This is a genomic window from Vibrio sp. 10N.286.52.F8 (genome assembly GCF_041468745.1).
GTDB lineage: Bacteria > Pseudomonadota > Gammaproteobacteria > Enterobacterales > Vibrionaceae > Vibrio > Vibrio crassostreae_C.
In genome coordinates, this window is the sequence record NZ_JBFRJF010000058.1 from 1 (window position 1) to 17,510 (window position 17,510).

Sequence of the window (17,510 nt, forward strand, 5' to 3'; positions counted from 1 at the left end):
ACATTTCAGGACGGGACAATTAACTTAAAAAAGCCCCCGACACTTATGTGTAGGGGGCTTTTTATTACTGGTTTGGAACTGTGTCAGCTGTGTATAGACTGGCTGGCTAGGTTCTAAATCGGTTAACTTGGCTCTCTAGGTGGTGAGCAACCTCGGTTAAATCGCTCGCTGCACCTGAAATGCTGCTGACTGACTCTTGGTTACTTTGCGCGATGGTATTGGCACCTTGCGCATTTTCACCCAGTGATTTGGTAAGACGATCCTGCTCATCAACTGACACTGCGATCTGGCTGTTGGCCTGATTCAGATCTTGGATGTGTTGATTAATCACATGTAAGTTCTGAGAAGCTTGCTGTGCCTGAGTTGAAGCATCGGAAACCGTGCTGTGGCTCTCTTTGATCGACTCTAACGCATCTTTAGCGCCACGCTGCAGCGAGGTGATGAGTTCATCAATCTGGCTAGCGGAGTCTTGGGTGCGTTTAGCGAGCGTTCTTACTTCATCGGCTACTACGGCAAATCCACGACCTTGTTCGCCTGCGCGAGCGGCTTCAATTGCGGCATTCAGCGCGAGAAGGTTAGTCTGCTCTGATACGCCTTTGATTACTTCCAGTATCGCGCCAATGTTCATCGACTCTTTGTGTAGGTCGGTCACTTTCTGGCTGCTGACCTGCATGCTTTCATCGGCGCTGCCAATTTCATGCAGTGTCTTGTCGACTTCTTTGAGGCCCATCGCGACATTCTCGGTCGCTTGGTTCGCCACTTGAGAGGCGTGGTTGGCACTTGAAGCAATTTCCGATGTGCTCGAAGCCAATTGATCAACGGCTGACGAGATATTGATCATTTCATTGTTCAACTGTGTCGCGTTAGTCGAGCTGTTGTTTGTCACTTGATTGAGTGACTCCGACATCTCACCAATACGCACGCTAGAGCGGTTCACTTGACCAACAATATCGCGCAGAGACTCAATGGTGATCTCCATATTAGTCAGCAGTTCGCCAATCTCGTTTTTGCTTTCGATGTTCACTTCAACATTTAAGTTGCCTTGAGAAAGCTCATTGGTGATCTGTTTAACCTGTGCGATGCCTTTGGTAATAGAACGAGTCACCAACACTGCGCTCGTCATGCCAATCACCAAAGCCACACCCGTTAGCAAGAAGATGATTTGAACTGAACGTTTTTCACTGGCTTGCAGTTCTGGCGTTAATGCTTGTTTCTGTTGCTCGAGAATACTTTGAGCATCCGCGACTGCAATCGCTAAGCTGTCACCAATAGAGGCGAGGGTAGCGGTTCTTTGCGTGTTCTCAATCATCTGTTGATGAACTTGCTCAAAGCCTTTTGCATACGCTTCGCGTTGGTTCGAGAAGTCCTCAATCAGCTCACTTTGATAAGGCGATGATTTGAGAGACTCAATGTCGCCTTCAATACCTGGTAGCGCGTATTCAAAAATGTCTTTACCAGCTTCATAGGTTTTGAGGTCGTTGTTGTTTGAGTAACTCAGCACTGTGATCTTGGCTGCGAGGAAGTTCTCCATCAACATGCCTGCGTATAAGCTCGCGTTTGGATCATTGTTGTTGTAAGACTCATACAATAAGCTCTGAGCCGCTTTCAGTGCGTTGGTTTCTCGTGTGACCATCTCCACGTTCACTAACTGGTCAATGAGCAGTTGGCTCTGTTTCATTGATCCATAAGCCGCATCAAAAGCTGCAACGCTGTCTTGCACTAATTGCAGGCTCGACAAGCTATCAGTATTGGTGGTGGTTTGGATTAAGTTGTTCAGCAGTTCATCAATCGCAAGTTTGCTCGATTGATAATTCGCTTCGTATTGATCATCCAATGACTCTAAGTAACGTTCAGAAGCTAAACGCATCTGAAGAAAGTGCACTTGAATGTTGCCTGACAATGTCGCCTTGTGGCTGAGGTCACTGTACTGGCTAAAGCCGTTCGACAAGGTTTGAATACCTTTGTAACTCACAAGGCCTGAAATGACGAAAAAGAGCAAGCAGATGGCATAACCCAGCTTGATCTTGAGCGCTATAGAAAGGTGGCGCATAACTATCCCTATATTTACCTGATTCCTTCATAGGGGAGTATTTCATAAAACAGCATTCTGGGCATGCTAAAGCGAATAGTTTGTGTAATAAGTAACGCTTTTGTTAGAAAAATCGGGTTTTTCGACATGCTTTCAACGAGTTGCGTATTTGAATTCAACCGCCTAACTTAAGGAATTAAGTGCTAACTTCCATGCATAGGATGTGATTTGTCGGTAAAATGGCAGAAAACCAATTTTAGAAATCGACTTCAAAGGTACGCGATGAACCCTTATAAACTTTATCTGGTGACTGACGACCAACAAGATCTAGAAACGCTTAAATTCGTGGTTGAACAAGCGGTTGCTGGTGGCGTCACTATGGTTCAAGTAAGAGAAAAACATGGGGACGTAAGAGCCTTCATTGAACGAGCACAAGCGGTTAAGTCGATTCTGGCTGGCTCAGGTGTTCCGCTGATCATCAATGACCGAGTGGACGTAGCATTGGCTGTCGACGCCGATGGTTTGCATCTGGGTCAATCGGATATGCCTGCAGAGTTAGCACGTAAGCTGATTGGTTCAGACAAGATTCTTGGGTTATCAATTGAAACTGAACAGCAGCTACAACAAGCAGATAGTTTGCCGATCGATTACATTGGTCTCAGTGCGATTTTTGCCACACCGACTAAGACGAATCTAAAGAAACATTGGGGTTATGAAGGCATTCAAATGGCTTTGAAAACAACGAAATTGCCGATTGTTGGTATCGGTGGAATCAACGAATCGAACATTCCGCAGTTGGTTAACACAGGTATTCATGGATTAGCCTTGGTATCAGCGATATGTCACGCAGAAGACCCGAAACAAGCGACCCAAGATTTGTTGTTTTTGATGGGAGAGTGAGTTTGTGGTGGCTAGAAAACAAATGAGACTCGTCATTTGTTTTCTAGTTAGAGCGCATTAAAGCGCTCGATGCAGTAGCCAGTAAAATTTGTGGTCTAACTTACTGAATACACAGAGCAACCGTGCCGATGACCATAAGAACGATCGCAGCGTACCAACCGTATTGTGCTGTTTTATCAGCAACAAACACCTTAATGTAGTTGATCTCTTCATGCGCCATTGCGATGAAGTCCGTGTAGTTAATCGATAACTCACGGCTAGCTTCTTTCAGGTCTTGTTGAAGCTTGTTGAAAGACTCATCGATGAAGCCCTTTGTTTCCGAAGCAGACGGAGTAGCAGTTAACGCAAGGCTATTCCAAACCGCCATACGCGATTCATATTCGCTTTCACTGACACAATTAAGTACGCGTAAATCATACTCTCGTTTGTTACGCTCTTTACCCATTTTCTCAGGGCAAATATTTCTTAAAACGTTCACGACAAATTTTCCAAAAGGTTCATTTAGATATAAAAAAGCACTCAAAGAGCGCTCATAAACTGGGTGCGAATTAATATTCAAAAAGTGATCTATTTGAAACCGATATAAGCAACGGCAAGGCTGAGCGCTTATCTGGGAGATTTGAAGTTGGGTCAGTGGTGTTAAAGAACGATTTGGGTCTGTCTATATTCGTTTGAAAAGACAAACCCGTTGGGATCGCAGTGTAGTTATGTCACTTTGGGACATCAACTAGGGTGTTTTATCCACACGACAAAGATATTTATCGGCAAGATAAGCAGAAATGAGGTAGCGGTGGTGAGTCCCACGTCGATATTGAATCTATGAATTGACGATGAGTGAAGAACAGGGGAGGTTAGTTAGCCTGCCATTGATTGTATTGCAGTGAGTGTCTCTTAAGCTGCTCAATAAGGCTGGTGAGAACTGGGCCATTGATGTGGCTGCGAGAAACTAAACAACCTACTGGAGTAATCCAACCACCATGCTCGTGCGAAACAGGCAACGCCACAAGGTCGCCTTTTTGAATGCCTTCCATCACCATCATCTCGGGCACATTAGCCCAACCCACGTTCTGTTCAACGAGATCAACAATGGTCTTGTGGTTGTTTGCATACCAACGCATCGAGCTAATACCATAGGTGAACCACAGTTCGCGCTGCTTTGAGCTGCGATGCACACATTGGCGATAGCGCTTGAGGTCTGAGTCTTGTACAACGGACATGCGACTCAGTTCGTGAGTGACAGAGCTAACAGTTAGGAAACGCGCTTGGCCCAGCAAAAAGAAATCCATATCGACCTTCAGTTCGCCATCCGCGTAGATGATGCCAATCTGTGCTTTTCCTCGTCTTACTAGGTCTTCAACATCAAAGGTTGAGGTGGTAATGATATCGAAGTGTGTGATTGGAAATTGATCGGCGAGTGAGCTGATTATCTTAATGAAGTTCTTATCTATGATGCTTTCATCAACCGCAATGATCAGTTCGTGCTCATCTTCTTGGGTCAGCGATTCTACTTTTTGATCGAAGTACTTTTGCTGGTCAAGAATGGACTTAGCCACAGGCAATAACGCTTTACCTTTGCTGGTTAAAACGGGGATGTTTTTCTCTCGGTTAAACAGCTCTTGGTCAATGGCAATTTCGAGGTTGGCTATCGATTGGCTTACCCCAGACTGAGCTCGTTTCAGTTTGCGAGCGGCGGCAGAGAAAGAGCCACTTTCACACACCGTGACGAAGACTTTTAGTTGCTCAAAACTGTACATGTTATCTCTCGCTCAATACAAAATGGGGTACTTATACTTAAGCTATCACTAAACGTGATGGCTGTTAACTTTCTCTTATTGTTTTCGGTGACATAATTTCGGTAAGTCCACCATGTTATAAATTGCTATAGGAATGTATGAGTACGTTAGAGAGAGTTTTCCACTCGGTGTTGTTTGAAGTATTGGCCGTCACACTGTCAATTATAGGTTTAGCGATATTTACTGATCACGATGTGAATGCCTTATCAGGAACCATGATAGTTGTTGCGACTATCGCAATGATTTGGAACTACTGTTTTAACCGTATTTTTGATCGTTATTTCACGGGGGGAAAATCAAAGCGTTCGCTTAAGTTACGTGTTTTTCATGTCGTGCTATTTGAGGCTGGCTTGTTGATAGCGACAATCCCTGTGATGGCATACTTACTTAACGTGGGGTTATGGCAGGCATTTTTGATGGACATCGGCGTGACCATTTTTATTACCATTTACGCGTTTGTGTTTAATCTGATTTATGACCATGTTCGAGCATTCTGGGTACGCAGAGGGGAGCTAGCCGTTCAGTAATCTACCAAGTCAGTAAACACGAGCTTGGCCACTAACCGTTTGTTTATTCGTTATTTTGACGGAGATATTCGGTTAGTAGGCCTAGGTAACCCGGCACTGGTTGGCATTCAAAGTGGCGGTCTCGAATCTTTTCAATCTCTTCCGCTTAATAGTTAGTGTAACCCTATGCACTTATTGTTCGATATGTAATTTGAATTTGTATGTGTCGTAAAATGGTAAATATCTTAATTAAAACTTAGCCATCATAGTCATTCGCCCATCACCAGAGCAAACTATGAACAAGTTAAGTTATGACCGAAAAATGCCGCTATACGTGGTGTCTGCACTTGTCCTCAATATGGCATTTAGCTTGTGGTTGCTGAGTATTGCTTCTACGCCAGCCATGTTTTTTTCGGTGTGTGCGTTGTTTTTACTTAGCACTCTTATTACCGCACGCCTTTATCGACATGAAATGGCTCAAAGCAAGAATAACTTGTCGGAAGCGATCATTGATGGTGTCGCAGGTTTTATTGTCCTCGATAGTCAATTGAGGGTCATACAAGTGAATCAACAATTCTCTCGGGTTTCAGGTTATGCCTTTGACCAAGTCGAATCTCGTCCGATTTCTGATCTCTGTTTTATGAATAACAGCAGCCTAATCACGACCATTACTCGCTCACTGAAGGAAAACCAGAGATGGAAAGGTGAGTTGAGTGGCGTCAGTCGACTTGGTGAGCAGTTTACCGTAAACGTTGTGGTGGAAAAGCTAACTGAAATTCTGCCGCACAATAACAAGTACGTGGTGACCTTTACGGATATTAGCCGACGCAAGATATTGGAGCGTCGATTAAGAATGCTGGTGGAAACGGATTCACTGACAGGGTGCTGGAATCGACGCCGCTTTGATAACGACTTAAAACATTATTCTAACCTGGCAGAGCGTTATGGTTACACACATTCCTGTTTGGCGTTGATCGATTTAGATCACTTCAAGGCTATCAATGATAATCACGGTCATGACCAAGGTGATTCAGCGCTGAAAGAGGTCGCTGAACTGTTGAGAAACAACAGCCGAGACACTGATATCGTCGCGCGAGTAGGCGGAGAAGAGTTCGCTATCTTGATGCCTGAAACCAATTTGGCAGAAGCGTTTGAGGCGATGTATCGACTGAAAGAAGTGATTACCAAAGGGACAACATTGAACCTGACCGTGAGCAGTGGTGTGTCTGAAATACAGGCGCAAGCCGAAGCGACCTATCGCAGTGCAGATAAGGCACTTTACCGCGCTAAAGGTAACGGGCGAAATAGAGTGTGTAGCTCTAGCCCAGGCTGTGCTACTCCAATTGCCCTTGGTTAGATGTAGGCCGTGCTTGGTTAATCAATCGAGCGAAGCCTAAGCCGAGATTGAGCGTTGGTAAATCTTCGGCGTAAGGCCAGACACACGCTTAAATGCACGAGAAAAATGAGAGATGTTGGTGTAACCGAGTTGGCTAGAAATGTAGGTCAGCGTGTGGCCTTCTTCCATCAGCTCGCAAGCTACAGAAAACATCAGGTTCTCTTTGATCTTTCGATAAGTGGTGTTTTCATTCTTGAGTTTGCGTTGGAACGTTCGCACTGAAAAGTTGAGCAGCTCTGCCGCCTCTTCAAGAGAGAGGTCTTGTTCTTTCATGTACGGTTTTAGAAGCTCATAAATACTATCGGTAAAGCTGGTATGCCACTCAATAAGTGTCGGTTTTGTACTGAGGTCTTTAGACGTAAGACGGATTGGGAGTTGTAAGATCTCATCAGGAATCTGCACAGCAGTCGACGAATGATCAACAAACAGTTGGCAGTTACTTGATACCAGTGTTTTGACGACATCGATGTCATGCCCTTGCAAGCGAACTTTAGTCGGTAACCATGGTGATTGCGATAAAATGGTTATTAACTCGATGATATAAATAACAGCGAAAGCTTCGCCCCATTGAAACATAGGGGAGTTGTCTTCCGGGGCTGTCCGGCAAAACCAGTTCTGACCGTGTTCTTGGATAAACTCGACTTTGCTGCCTGGTGAATCATAGGCAAAGATTGAATTGATCTGTTTTAGTGCATCGCCAATGGTTTCGAATTCGGTAAATTGATGCAAGACATTTGGGATGATTCGACGTCGAAATGCGAGTCCAAGAATATCGGTGAACCGAGATACGCCAAGTTGGGCGGATGTCAGATAAATCAAACGTTTAATCGATTCTGATGGCACAAAGTCGCTTTCTGATTCAATGAGATCGGGCGGTAAACCAGAATCTTTGAGCAAAAGGTGGAGGTCGAGACCATAGTCAGAAAAAACCTGAACCAGAATTTTGGCGTAGTTCGTTTGAATTACCGGGACTTGGTAGTGACTAGAGCTCATTGGAATACAATCCTGTATATATTGTCGCACTATTAGACGTGCATATCATTTGCAACGTTTTGTTTACTAAATCTAACCCTATTTACTTGAGTTTTCCATCACCGGGCTTATTTTTAAAGTATTAATTTTGTTGATGTTAGTTATCTAGAAGGGACCCATGTCAGAAGTCAACGGGAATGCGCAAGAAGCCAAGGAAGAAGTTGGCCAGCAAGAAAATGGAAAAGACAAAGTAAGAAAGGTCACCAACTACTTATTGTTGTTCGTAGCGTTCATGTTGATCTTCAGTATCATTTCAGACCGCATCATCCCTATTACTGATAATGCTCGTGTCAAAGGTTATATCGTTCCAATCAAACCTGAGGTGTCGGGTAAAGTGCTCGATATTCTTGTTCAACCTAACCAACTGGTTAATCAAGGCGATAAGCTAGCCATTTTAGATGAGTCTGATTACCAAATAGCCGTACAACAAGCCGAGCAAAATTTAGAGATTGCTGGCCAAAATGTCGGCGCGCAAACCGCGAGCATTGCTTCAGCTCAAGCGAAACTCACTTCAGCTATTGTTGAAAGACAAAATACCAAACTGCAAGCTAAGCGTGTTTTAGAGATGGCCGATAAAGGTGTCGTTTCTAAATCAGATGCAGATAAAGCGCGAGCAGCATTAGCGACCTCTAGTGCGGCAGTTGTGAATGCAGAAGCTGACCTTGACCGTGCTAAGAAACAAATGGGTAAAGAAGGCGAAGAAAATAGCCAAGTGAAAGCGGCGTTGCTGGCACTTGAACAAGCTCAATTGAATCTAGAGCGCACCGTGATTACTGCACCGACACAAGGTGGTGTCTCTAACTTTAGCCTGTCTGAAGGTTTCTATGCATCAGCAGGGCAAGCAATCATGACCTTTGTTTCAACCGAAGATATTTGGATTGAAGCTTATTATCGAGAGAACAGCCTAGGTCACGTTGGCTGTTTTCTTGGCGGCGTGGATAAACTGGCCACTTGCGTTTGTGGCGCCAGTGTTCACAGCTAAGTTCTTAATTGATAAACCAAATCTCCATAAAGAAACGGTCTACGAATTGCTCTTGGCCGTTGTGGTGACAATGGGGTTAGGTTTATTACTGTCGCGAGGAATTACCCATTATCCAATCCCATTGCTGATTTTAGTGGGGTTAATGATGCTGTGGGGTTACTACTTGTTTGTCGACCCAAAATGGAACCTGTTTGCCACCATACTGTTGATTGTGGTTTTGATGTTGCCATTCATGGCGATTGATAACCCCGGCGTGTCAGTAATGCTGGCCTCTGGCTTAGCGACCTCTGGTGTGGTTTCAGTCATGCTTTTTGCGTTAGTGCATGTATTTTTCCCTGAGCCAAAATCGGCGTTCTCAGGCTTCGCTGCTGCGCCACTCGAAAAGAAACAGCGTTGGTATGCGGCCTTTAGGGCGATGATTATCTCCTATCCAGTGGTGTGCTTTTTCTTTATTTTTCAAATATCTGAAGCTTTACTGACAATGATGTTCATTGCGTTGTTATCGTTGATGATTACGTCAGAGAAGTCGATAAAGTTGAGCGCTTTTTTGGTGATAAGTAACGGTATCGGGGGATTGCTGGCGATTGCTGCTTTTTCAATTCTTTCTATAGTACCCAACATTGTCTTCTATTCTTTGTTTATAGGACTTATTGCCATTCTTATGGCTACCAAGATCTACACGGTTCCCGAAAAAGCACCTATTTTCGCCACTGCATTTAGTACGTTGCTCGTACTGGTTGGTAGCACGTTGATGAGCTCCGGTGACATCGATAGCAACACTCTTATACGCATATTCCAATTAGTGTTAATTGGCATATATATGATTTTGGCTTCTCTATTCCTAGAAACACGGAATTGGAAGTTTCTACAAAATCAGCCTTAATTTTGTCTAACAAGGACGTCTCATGAAGTTAACCGATGATTTTTCAAAACAGGCGATAGACGCTGCCATCAAGATCGCAGCGATTGCCATGCTCGTGTATTGGTGTTTTTCGATTTTGCGCCCATTCATTCTTCTGGTGATATGGGGTGCGATCATTGCGACTGCGTTGTATCCAGTGGCGGTCGCAATTTCAAATAAAACCGGGATGTCGAAAGGTAAAGCCAGTGCATTGCTGAGCTTTATTGGTGTGATTCTTCTATTTATTCCTTTGGCGGCGCTTTCTTCTGGTATCTACACCAGCGCGACTGACCTGATGACAGGGCTTCAAGATGGCACATTGTCATTGCCTAAACCGAAAGAGTCCTTACAAGATATTCCATTCATAGGTGAGAAGGTTTATTCAACCTTGGTTGCCGCCTCCAACAATATTGAAGGCACTTTCATAAAGTATGCGGATGAACTTAAACAGTTTGCGACGAAAGCGGCTTCTGTTCTTGGCTCGTTAGGTGGCGGCTTTATTCAGTTCATCATCTCTACCATCATTGCGGGTGCATTCATGAGTAATGCCGATAAATGCAAAACCGGCGTGACTCACTTAGTGGCGCGTTTAACGGGCGGTAAAGGTGAAGAGTTGGTAGAGCTCTCTAAATCGACCGTGCGAAGCGTTGTGCAAGGTGTGATTGGTGTGGCTGTGATTCAATCCATGATGTCGGCAATCGGTTTGGTGATTGCAGGCGTTCCAGCAGCTGCGTTTTGGGCGCTAGCTGTGCTGCTCATTGCGATAATCCAACTTCCACCGATTCTCGCTCTATTGCCGGCGATCATCTACATGTTCAGCGTTGAATCGACACTGGCGGCGAGCTTGTTCTTAGTGTGGTGTATTTTGGTGAGCGGCAGTGACGCTATCTTAAAGCCAGTATTGCTGAGCCGTGGCTCTCACATTCCAATGTTGGTAATTCTATTGGGTGCACTGGGCGGAATGGCGATGTCAGGCATCGTCGGTCTGTTTGTCGGTGCTGTGATACTGAGTTTAAGCTATGAGCTGATGATGGCGTGGCTTGGACTTGAAGAGAAAAACCAACAAGAAACTGAGAAAAAACCTGCAGAGGTCGAGGGAAAATAGATGAAGCCAGTCTCTAAAGACGACAACTTCTACTTCTTATTCTATGCACTGTTGGTGTTGTTTCTTGGTTGCGCGGTGATGCAGCAGTTTTATCCGCAAGGCCAGAAAACAATCCTATTTCTTATCATTATTACGTTGGCGAGTTCAATTGCCGGTATTCATAAAGAGCGAGCCTTGTATCGCTCTTGGTATGGGCTTTTATTGATTACGGCGCTCGTGTCTGGCGTGTTTTCATTTTTGGAAGGCTATAACCTGTCGATAGTGACGCTATCGGCGTTGGCTGTGTTCTTGTTTTCACACATTTACTCGGCGTTGAAGCAGGTGATGAAAGCCAAAACGGTGACACCCAATCACATCATCGGCTCCATCTGTATTTACTTGTTGCTAGGGTTTGCTTGGTCGACCATCTACTTGTTAATTTTAGAGATCTTTCCTAATGCCTTTAACGGGTTAGAAGAGCAAGTCTGGCTGACGAACTTGTTTAATGCGATGTACTTTAGCTTTATCACCTTGACTACGGTTGGTTACGGCGACATATCACCAGCTCTGCCTATTGCTCAATTCTTTGTGTTTATGGAATCCATTATCGGCAGCTTTTACTTAGCTATCATGGTGGCGAGTTTGGTGAGCATTCGACTTGCACAGTCTCAGTCCCAATAGAGCATTTACAAATAATAGAGCACATACAAACAAGCCCGGCAATCGCCGGGCTTGTTCTATTTTATGAGCTTAAAAGTCTCTTTAAGTTTGAACTCTGTGTGGGCGATGAACCTTAAGCTTCAGTGCCTTGAATCTTCTCTAATTCAGCGATAGTTGTTTGCGATACAAGCTGACCATCCATGTAATAGGTAACGTTTTGACCGTCTTTGATGCCCGTTAGAGTCGCTGTTTCACCAGATGTATAGACGATGTCCATTTGAATCGTGTTTTCGTCGATCTTAATCATCTCACCCGTTTCAATGGTGCGATTGTTAGAAATTGGGCCGACAGGGGCTTCTTTCAGGCTTGGGTCCAGCTCATCGTTCACTTTGAAGTGCGTGTCTGTTTTTGTATCAAATACGTGTGGTGAACCGCTGATAGGGTTTTTACCTGTCCAGAATTCAAGTGAGTTGAATACCACATAGTCTGCTGCGGTAGTAATACCGTATACAGGCGCTAATAAGAAGTTTACACCTGCACGGGCATAGCGGTTATCGACAACTTCAACGTTAAATTTCATCACTTTCCCTGTTACGGCGTTGCTGCCGATACAACCAGTTAGCGCAGAAGCCAAAACCGTTAGTCCTACAATTTTAAGTGCAATCTTTTTCATTTTAGTACCTGTATAAGTTAGAAGTCTGTTTCGTTGGAACAGGTGTAGTATGGTTTTTATTCGATGGTCAGTTTTACCATTTAGCGCCACTGACGATATAAAATGCACTCGGACTTTTGGCATCAAGCTAGGTATAAAACTGGGCACAAAAAAAGCGCGACCTAATAGGGCGCGCTTTGGGGTATTTAGATAAGTCGTAATGAAAACAACGACTCCCATATAGAATTACTTCATCACGTAGGTATAAGCCGATACGACAAGCCAGCGGAAAAATCGAAATAAAAGGGTAGTGGCTTTAAAGGCAAACTTGGCAATGGATACCATTGCTTCTGAACCAATGCTCACGCACTTATGCAAATCGGATTCTTTGTATTCTGAATAGGTCATCTGTTTTCTCATTTCTCGCGCTTGTCTTTCATATGTAAGTAACGACTCCTGTCTGGCGATATCCCCTGAGCGCGTAATGTACGAACTTTCGCCGATAGAGATTTACCATTTTATGCCAAGTGGGTTAATAACTAGCCAAAAGAGAAAGGGCTGAGAGAATTTAACGGCATAGCGAGGTGTAACTGATCAAGTTACCGAAAAAACGAGGGTAATAATGGTATGATCGCGGGCTCAGCACCATAAGTGATAAAGAATAGGAAACAGAATGACTCACCTTACCGAACAGCAAGAAGCTGCAATGGCGACGTTTAAAGAAAACTTACACCTTCCAAATGGTGGTTTTCATAAACTGATTATCGAGCTAAGTAAGGAGTATCAGCTGCCTTTCCAAAAGGTGCGTGCGGTTTTAAAGAAAGCTCAAAAAGATGTTGAACGACAAATACGAGAAGATTTTACCAGCGTTGATGACACAGTACTGAGCCAAGCGAATTGGGTAAACATCATTAAGTCGAAGCTTGTTGACTTAGCGGAAGAAAACCAAACGGTCATGGATAAGCTGCAACAAAACCTGAAGTATCAAAAAGTGTTGTCGGCAACCGAGGGTTCAATCGCAAGCGAAGACGAACGTGACGAGTTGATTGAAGAGTTGATTCAAGCTTATGAGAAAGAGGTGTTCAAACCGTTACTGGCGATGTTGCATACAACGAAGCTGTATTGGAAGTTAATGCTGGTGGATGAGACATGTAAGATGAATGAGGAGAATCGTGAGAAGTTCAGTGATTACCCTCAACACATGCAAGCTGCAGAACACTTATATACTCTTGATCAGAAGTTAAGGTCGATGCCGTTAACTTATTAGTCCATGAATGCACTGATAATGACTCAATGGTGATTTAGAGTTTGATATAAGTTGGTTTCAATAGAAGTACGATAACCTAGCTAGCGTTAGCCGCGTGTGAAATGCAAAAAGGGCTAGGTTTCAGATCTGTTTTACTTCTACTCTATTTTGTTCTGCTAGAGCGAATTGAGGGTGACATCTTTTACATCTTTGGGACTAGATGGTGTTTCTTTTGTAGCCTTTGGGAAATGCTATAGGAGTGTGAAATGTCCTAGGGTGTTTCCGTTGCCTGAAACGATAGTTCCGATGCTTTCTCGTTCATTAAATTCAAAGTCGATGAGATAGCTGTGATGTTGTAGCTTGGGCAATATGTGGCGGTGGAGTATATCGCTATTGAGCTGTCGAATCTCGGTGACCCATGAAATCTCTTCTTTGTGTAAATCTATTTTAATCTTGAGCATTTATTACCTTTTAGTTTATTGACTGTTTTTTCGCGTGATAGTTGGTACCAATGGGTTTGTCGTGTTGTTCTGCGTGACATAACTGTGCCTTGTGTTTATTACATTTGTATTTAAGTGCTCGATCTATTCTGACTTCGCTGACAAAAGAGCAAATGACGATAGATCGGTAGTAGGATCGAATTTAAAAGCTATTGAATGACTATCTGGGTGAAAGCTGACGCAGAGATGGTGTAACGAGGGAATCGAGAACTGTCTATGTGGAACTTGGACTTACTTTAGCATTAACAGCTCTATAGATTAGAGCCAGGTGGCGAACTATACGCCTAGTTTTCAAAATTACAACCCTATTTTCAATTAAATTCAAAAATATTTTTGGGTGATTTACCATCGGTTACTGAAGGTTACTGAAGGTTAAATGAGCGAAGGTCAGGGATTTGACCATGATATCTGACTGAGTCTTGGCTTTTCAGCTGTTCGTATTCGTTGTCATTAGTGGGTTTAATTGATCAGCTAATTTGGTGATGATTAAGTCTCTGTTGTATATGATCTTTACATTGTAAATTACAATCCATGATTTTGGGGTTCAGCGTTGTAATTACAGGGTTTTTGGGTGCTTTCCCCATCTGTTTTTTTCTTCAGGTTGATGAGTATTTTCCTCTTCGCGTCTTTTTGATATTTCTGATTCCTAATACCTCTCCTGACTACGCAAAATATGAATACTCACTTTTACATTTCTGAATAATAAAGTTGTTGTATCGCCAATTTAGTGCAAATATAATTGATAATAGTTCTCACTTGCGTTACAAGTTTGTTGTCAATCCAATGACAGACTTTAAATTATCGTTATTTAGCAGTTGTGTACGCCCCATGCTCGTCTATGAGTAATGTGACTTTCATTGTCATGAGTGGTGGTTTGTATCAATGGCAAAGGAAGAAACATGAAGAAAACAATCAATTCAGTTCGCCAGTTATTGAGCGGGCTTGCCATCGTTCTAGCATCATCATTCATGATGACCGCGCATGCGGAAACCGTCACCATTGAGCATGTGAAAGGCACAGCGCAGTTTACTGAAGTACCACAGCGAGTGGTGGTTCTAGGCCACGGTAGCTTAGACGTGCTCGATAAAATTGGTGTACAGCCAGTTGGCGCGCCTCATAGCTTGCTGCCTGATTACCTAGCTTCGTACAAAGATACGACGGCAAATACAGGCTCTTTAAGCGAACCTGATTTTGAAGCTATCTACATGTTGAAGCCTGACATCATCATCGCGGAAAACCGCATGCTTAAGGTTTACGACAAACTGGCACAAATTGCTCCTACTGTCATGTTTTCTATTGAAGGCGACAAGTACTGGGCTGATGCTCAGCAAAACTGGCGTGTGCTAGGCGACATCTTTGGTAAGCAAGCTGAAGTCGAAGCGATCATTAAAGAGACTCAAGCTTCTATCACAGCGGTAAACGACAAAGTAGCGTCTGACGAAACTTCAGCAATGATGCTAATGAACAACGGTAACAACATTGCGATGTTCAACAAAGGCAGCCGTTTCTCAATCATCTTTGATGACTTTGGTTTCGTGGAATCAAAGAGTGCAACCGTGGCTCCGATTAAAGGAACACACGGCAACCTAATCTCTTTTGAATACATAGCTGATGCAAAACCTGAAGTGCTTTACGTGCTTGACCGCGAAAAAGCGATTGGTAAATCAGAAGGACGCGCACAACAACTGTTTGATAACCCACTGGTTGCGGCAACACCTGCAGCGCAGCACGGCAATATCGTTTACCTTGATTCAAGTGCTTGGTATTTGGCTGGTGGCGGTGTGACAGCGATTCATAGAATGCTTAGTGACATTGAACGTACGATTCAATAGTTACTAACCATCAGATTTTCGGGCTTATAAGAGTGTTCTTATAAGCCCTTTTTCACTTTTTTATACGGGCTACCCGAGACCTATCTTTAGTATTATTCCTATGTTGAAACCCATTGCAGCTGCTGTATTTCTTGTTGTGTTATGCGTTGCGTCATTGATGATTGGAGTCGCTGAAATCAGTTTTAGTGACTTCTTCAATGGCAACCAACACGCCAATTCTATTTATATTGTTAGTCGGATTCCTCGACTACTCGCGATCGTGCTTGCCGGAGCGGGATTGAGTGTTTCTGGCTTGATCATGCAGCAAATCGTACAGAACAAGTTTGCCGCGCCTTCGACGATGGGCACCATTGACTGTGCGATGTTGGGTTACATTGTCGGCATTCTAGTGCTAGGCAATGCTGCGCAATGGAGCTACTTAGGCTTTATCTTCGCGTTTGCAGTGTTTGGCACCATGCTATTGGTTCGCTTCCTACAACACCTCAAGTTTAAGAACGCGGTATTGGTGCCTTTGATTGGCATTATGTATGGCAACGTTGTTTCGTCTCTAACAACCTTTATTGCTTATAAGTACGACTTAGTACAAACCATGTCGGCATGGACTATGGCGAACTTTGCGAGCGTGTTGCAGGGCAGCTATGAAATCCTTTATCTCGCGGTGCCTGCTTGTGTATTGGCTTACTATTTCGCGAGCCAGTTCAGTGCGGCGAGCATCGGTGAGAGCTTCGCGAAAAACATCGGTTTGAATTATCAGAAGATCGTCTTCATTGGTGTTGCGTTAGTGGCTATCAGTGCCTCCTCTGTGGTGATGATCGTTGGTGTTATCCCATTCCTTGGCCTTATCGTGCCGAATATCGTGTCGCTGATGATGGGCGATAACATGAAGAAGATTCTGCCTTGGACGGCCTACTGGGGCGTGATCTTGGTGTTGGCTTGTGACCTGTTAGCTCGAATCGTCATCTTCCCTTATGAGATTCCAATCTCAATGGTAATCAGCATCTTTGGTGGCTTGATTTTTATCTACCTAATCATGAGAGACAAGTCGAATGCGTGATTCAGTAAAAATTGCGATTCTGGCTATCGCGTCTTTGGGTATGACAGCGCTATTCATCGGGCAGGGGCTGACGTGGGATAACTACGAGTTCTTCTTGTCTCTGCGACTACCAAAACTGCTGTCGATTGTGTTGGCGGCGGTAGCGATCTCGGCGTCGTCATTGGTTTTCCAAACCATTACTAATAACCGAATTCTAACCCCATCCATCTTGGGCTTTGACAGCTTGTATATGCTGGTACAAACGGTACTTCTGTTTGTGTTTGGCAGTGCTAGCTTCTGGGTGATTGACTCGATCGCAAACTTTTCGATGTCTGTGACTGTGATGATCTTGTTCTCGTTTGCTCTGTTCCATTTCTACTTTAAGAGCAAGCGAAACAACGTATTCACACTGCTGTTGATAGGCATCGTATGTGGCAGCGTATTCTCGAGTTTGTCTAACTTCTTGGCGATGTTGATTGACCCGAACGAGTTCGCGGTGCTGCAGAATGTGATGTTCGCAAGCTTCAATAATGTGAAAGGCGAACTGGTTTACCTCAGCCTTATTCCATTAGGTTTGAGCTTGCTTGGCCTTTGGTTGTTAGCGCCTAAGCTTGATGTACTTTGGCTTGGTGTTGATAACGCGACAAGCCTGGGTGTGAACACCAAGCGATTGACTCAGATTACCTTGGTGATTGTGTCAGTGATGGTCGCGGTATCGACTGCTTTGGTTGGCCCAGTGCTGTTCTTTGGTTTAATCACCGTGAGCTTAGCTCGTCAGATATTCAAATCTTATCAACATCGTGTGCTTATCATCGCAAGCAGTTTGTTAGCGGTCGTTCTATTGGTTTCAGGCCAATGGTTTATCGAAAAAGTAATGGCGTTTGAAACCACAGTGAGTGTGATCATTAACTTGGCCGGTGGTTTGTATTTTATGTTCTTGTTGTTACGCACCAGAATTCAGTAA

The 17,510-nt window shown here is 43.9% G+C and carries 17 protein-coding genes and 1 pseudogene; 11 read left to right on the plus strand and 7 right to left on the minus strand.

The window, feature by feature from the left end:
* Window positions 1-106: 106 nt before the first annotated feature.
* The gene (locus AB4133_RS21410) at window positions 107-2,050 is read right to left on the minus strand and encodes a methyl-accepting chemotaxis protein (protein WP_372225695.1); all 1,944 of its coding nucleotides are present in this window, start codon (window positions 2,048-2,050) and stop codon (window positions 107-109) included.
* A 261-nt stretch (window positions 2,051-2,311) separates the two neighbouring features.
* Here AB4133_RS21410 and thiE point away from each other — a divergent pair, with 261 nt between their 5' ends.
* On the plus strand, window positions 2,312-2,929 hold the full coding sequence (gene thiE / locus AB4133_RS21415; protein ID WP_171733114.1) for a thiamine phosphate synthase: 618 nt from the start codon (window positions 2,312-2,314) through the stop codon (window positions 2,927-2,929).
* 100 nt (window positions 2,930-3,029) lie between these two features.
* Here thiE and AB4133_RS21420 read toward each other — a convergent pair whose 3' ends face one another.
* Together AB4133_RS21420 and AB4133_RS21425 are read right to left on the minus strand one after the other, a co-directional pair.
* Window positions 3,030-3,374 (minus strand): hypothetical protein, encoded by a 345-nt coding sequence (locus AB4133_RS21420; protein ID WP_017064409.1) that lies wholly within the window; start codon window positions 3,372-3,374, stop codon window positions 3,030-3,032.
* A 406-nt stretch (window positions 3,375-3,780) separates the two neighbouring features.
* The gene (locus AB4133_RS21425; protein WP_372225697.1) at window positions 3,781-4,683 is read right to left on the minus strand and encodes a LysR family transcriptional regulator; all 903 of its coding nucleotides are present in this window, start codon (window positions 4,681-4,683) and stop codon (window positions 3,781-3,783) included.
* Between the two features lie 137 nt (window positions 4,684-4,820).
* Between AB4133_RS21425 and AB4133_RS21430 the strand changes: the two genes are divergently transcribed.
* Window positions 4,821-5,249, plus strand: coding sequence for a PACE efflux transporter (locus AB4133_RS21430; protein ID WP_372225700.1), 429 nt, complete (start codon window positions 4,821-4,823; stop codon window positions 5,247-5,249).
* 274 nt (window positions 5,250-5,523) lie between these two features.
* On the plus strand, window positions 5,524-6,585 hold the full coding sequence (locus AB4133_RS21435; RefSeq protein ID WP_017061905.1) for a sensor domain-containing diguanylate cyclase: 1,062 nt from the start codon (window positions 5,524-5,526) through the stop codon (window positions 6,583-6,585).
* Window positions 6,586-6,621: 36 nt separating this feature from the next.
* Here AB4133_RS21435 and AB4133_RS21440 read toward each other — a convergent pair whose 3' ends face one another.
* Window positions 6,622-7,617, minus strand: a complete 996-nt coding sequence (locus AB4133_RS21440) for an AraC family transcriptional regulator (RefSeq protein ID WP_017072267.1) — start codon at window positions 7,615-7,617, stop codon at window positions 6,622-6,624.
* A 157-nt stretch (window positions 7,618-7,774) separates the two neighbouring features.
* Here AB4133_RS21440 and AB4133_RS21445 point away from each other — a divergent pair.
* The 4 genes and pseudogenes from AB4133_RS21445 to AB4133_RS21460 form a co-directional block, all read left to right on the plus strand.
* A pseudogene (locus AB4133_RS21445) lies at window positions 7,775-8,572 on the plus strand (HlyD family secretion protein); the annotation flags it as partial.
* Entirely contained in the window at window positions 8,571-9,521 is a 951-nt protein-coding gene (locus AB4133_RS21450) for a DUF2955 domain-containing protein (protein WP_372225702.1), read from the plus strand. The pseudogene AB4133_RS21445 and the gene AB4133_RS21450, both read left to right, overlap by 2 nt.
* 22 nt (window positions 9,522-9,543) lie before the next feature.
* Window positions 9,544-10,644 (plus strand): AI-2E family transporter, encoded by a 1,101-nt coding sequence (locus tag AB4133_RS21455; protein ID WP_017068458.1) that lies wholly within the window; start codon window positions 9,544-9,546, stop codon window positions 10,642-10,644.
* Window positions 10,645-11,304 (plus strand): potassium channel family protein, encoded by a 660-nt coding sequence (locus AB4133_RS21460; protein WP_017061900.1) that lies wholly within the window; start codon window positions 10,645-10,647, stop codon window positions 11,302-11,304.
* 112 nt (window positions 11,305-11,416) lie between these two features.
* On the opposite strand, the gene AB4133_RS21465 is transcribed toward AB4133_RS21460, so the two are convergent.
* Window positions 11,417-11,956, minus strand: a complete 540-nt coding sequence (locus AB4133_RS21465) for a DUF3332 domain-containing protein (RefSeq protein ID WP_017061899.1) — start codon at window positions 11,954-11,956, stop codon at window positions 11,417-11,419.
* Between the two features lie 225 nt (window positions 11,957-12,181).
* Entirely contained in the window at window positions 12,182-12,343 is a 162-nt protein-coding gene (locus tag AB4133_RS21470) for a hypothetical protein (protein ID WP_170962358.1), read from the minus strand.
* Between the two features lie 265 nt (window positions 12,344-12,608).
* Between AB4133_RS21470 and AB4133_RS21475 the strand changes: the two genes are divergently transcribed.
* Window positions 12,609-13,202 carry a hypothetical protein gene (locus tag AB4133_RS21475; RefSeq protein ID WP_017061898.1) on the plus strand — a complete coding sequence of 198 codons (594 nt, stop codon included), beginning with the start codon at window positions 12,609-12,611 and terminating at the stop codon, window positions 13,200-13,202.
* Window positions 13,203-13,432: 230 nt separating this feature from the next.
* On the opposite strand, the gene AB4133_RS21480 is transcribed toward AB4133_RS21475, so the two are convergent.
* Entirely contained in the window at window positions 13,433-13,642 is a 210-nt protein-coding gene (locus AB4133_RS21480; RefSeq protein WP_004731601.1) for a hypothetical protein, read from the minus strand.
* Window positions 13,643-14,580: 938 nt separating this feature from the next.
* Here AB4133_RS21480 and AB4133_RS21485 point away from each other — a divergent pair.
* The 3 genes from AB4133_RS21485 to AB4133_RS21495 all read left to right on the plus strand — a co-directional run bounded on the left by AB4133_RS21485 (window position 14,581) and on the right by AB4133_RS21495 (window position 17,510).
* The gene (locus tag AB4133_RS21485) at window positions 14,581-15,513 is read left to right on the plus strand and encodes a siderophore ABC transporter substrate-binding protein (protein WP_017061897.1); all 933 of its coding nucleotides are present in this window, start codon (window positions 14,581-14,583) and stop codon (window positions 15,511-15,513) included.
* 100 nt (window positions 15,514-15,613) lie between these two features.
* Window positions 15,614-16,567, plus strand: a complete 954-nt coding sequence (locus tag AB4133_RS21490; RefSeq protein ID WP_019820093.1) for an ABC transporter permease — start codon at window positions 15,614-15,616, stop codon at window positions 16,565-16,567.
* On the plus strand, window positions 16,560-17,510 hold the full coding sequence (locus AB4133_RS21495; RefSeq protein WP_372225705.1) for an iron chelate uptake ABC transporter family permease subunit: 951 nt from the start codon (window positions 16,560-16,562) through the stop codon (window positions 17,508-17,510). Before AB4133_RS21490 ends, AB4133_RS21495 begins: the two co-directional genes overlap by 8 nt.

Bases quoted from the DNA above. Each gene is read 5' to 3' on its own strand.
- AB4133_RS21410 (WP_372225695.1), bottom strand. From the start codon at position 2,050: ATGCGCCACCTTTCTATAGCGCTCAAGATCAAGCTGGGTTATGCCATC.
- thiE (WP_171733114.1), top strand. From the start codon at position 2,312: ATGAACCCTTATAAACTTTATCTGGTGACTGACGACCAACAAGATCTA.
- AB4133_RS21420 (WP_017064409.1), bottom strand. From the start codon at position 3,374: ATGGGTAAAGAGCGTAACAAACGAGAGTATGATTTACGCGTACTTAAT.
- AB4133_RS21425 (WP_372225697.1), bottom strand. From the start codon at position 4,683: ATGTACAGTTTTGAGCAACTAAAAGTCTTCGTCACGGTGTGTGAAAGT.
- AB4133_RS21430 (WP_372225700.1), top strand. From the start codon at position 4,821: ATGAGTACGTTAGAGAGAGTTTTCCACTCGGTGTTGTTTGAAGTATTG.
- AB4133_RS21435 (WP_017061905.1), top strand. From the start codon at position 5,524: ATGAACAAGTTAAGTTATGACCGAAAAATGCCGCTATACGTGGTGTCT.
- AB4133_RS21440 (WP_017072267.1), bottom strand. From the start codon at position 7,617: ATGAGCTCTAGTCACTACCAAGTCCCGGTAATTCAAACGAACTACGCC.
- AB4133_RS21455 (WP_017068458.1), top strand. From the start codon at position 9,544: ATGAAGTTAACCGATGATTTTTCAAAACAGGCGATAGACGCTGCCATC.
- AB4133_RS21460 (WP_017061900.1), top strand. From the start codon at position 10,645: ATGAAGCCAGTCTCTAAAGACGACAACTTCTACTTCTTATTCTATGCA.
- AB4133_RS21465 (WP_017061899.1), bottom strand. From the start codon at position 11,956: ATGAAAAAGATTGCACTTAAAATTGTAGGACTAACGGTTTTGGCTTCT.
- AB4133_RS21470 (WP_170962358.1), bottom strand. From the start codon at position 12,343: ATGACCTATTCAGAATACAAAGAATCCGATTTGCATAAGTGCGTGAGC.
- AB4133_RS21475 (WP_017061898.1), top strand. From the start codon at position 12,609: ATGACTCACCTTACCGAACAGCAAGAAGCTGCAATGGCGACGTTTAAA.
- AB4133_RS21480 (WP_004731601.1), bottom strand. From the start codon at position 13,642: ATGCTCAAGATTAAAATAGATTTACACAAAGAAGAGATTTCATGGGTC.
- AB4133_RS21485 (WP_017061897.1), top strand. From the start codon at position 14,581: ATGAAGAAAACAATCAATTCAGTTCGCCAGTTATTGAGCGGGCTTGCC.
- AB4133_RS21490 (WP_019820093.1), top strand. From the start codon at position 15,614: ATGTTGAAACCCATTGCAGCTGCTGTATTTCTTGTTGTGTTATGCGTT.
- AB4133_RS21495 (WP_372225705.1), top strand. From the start codon at position 16,560: ATGCGTGATTCAGTAAAAATTGCGATTCTGGCTATCGCGTCTTTGGGT.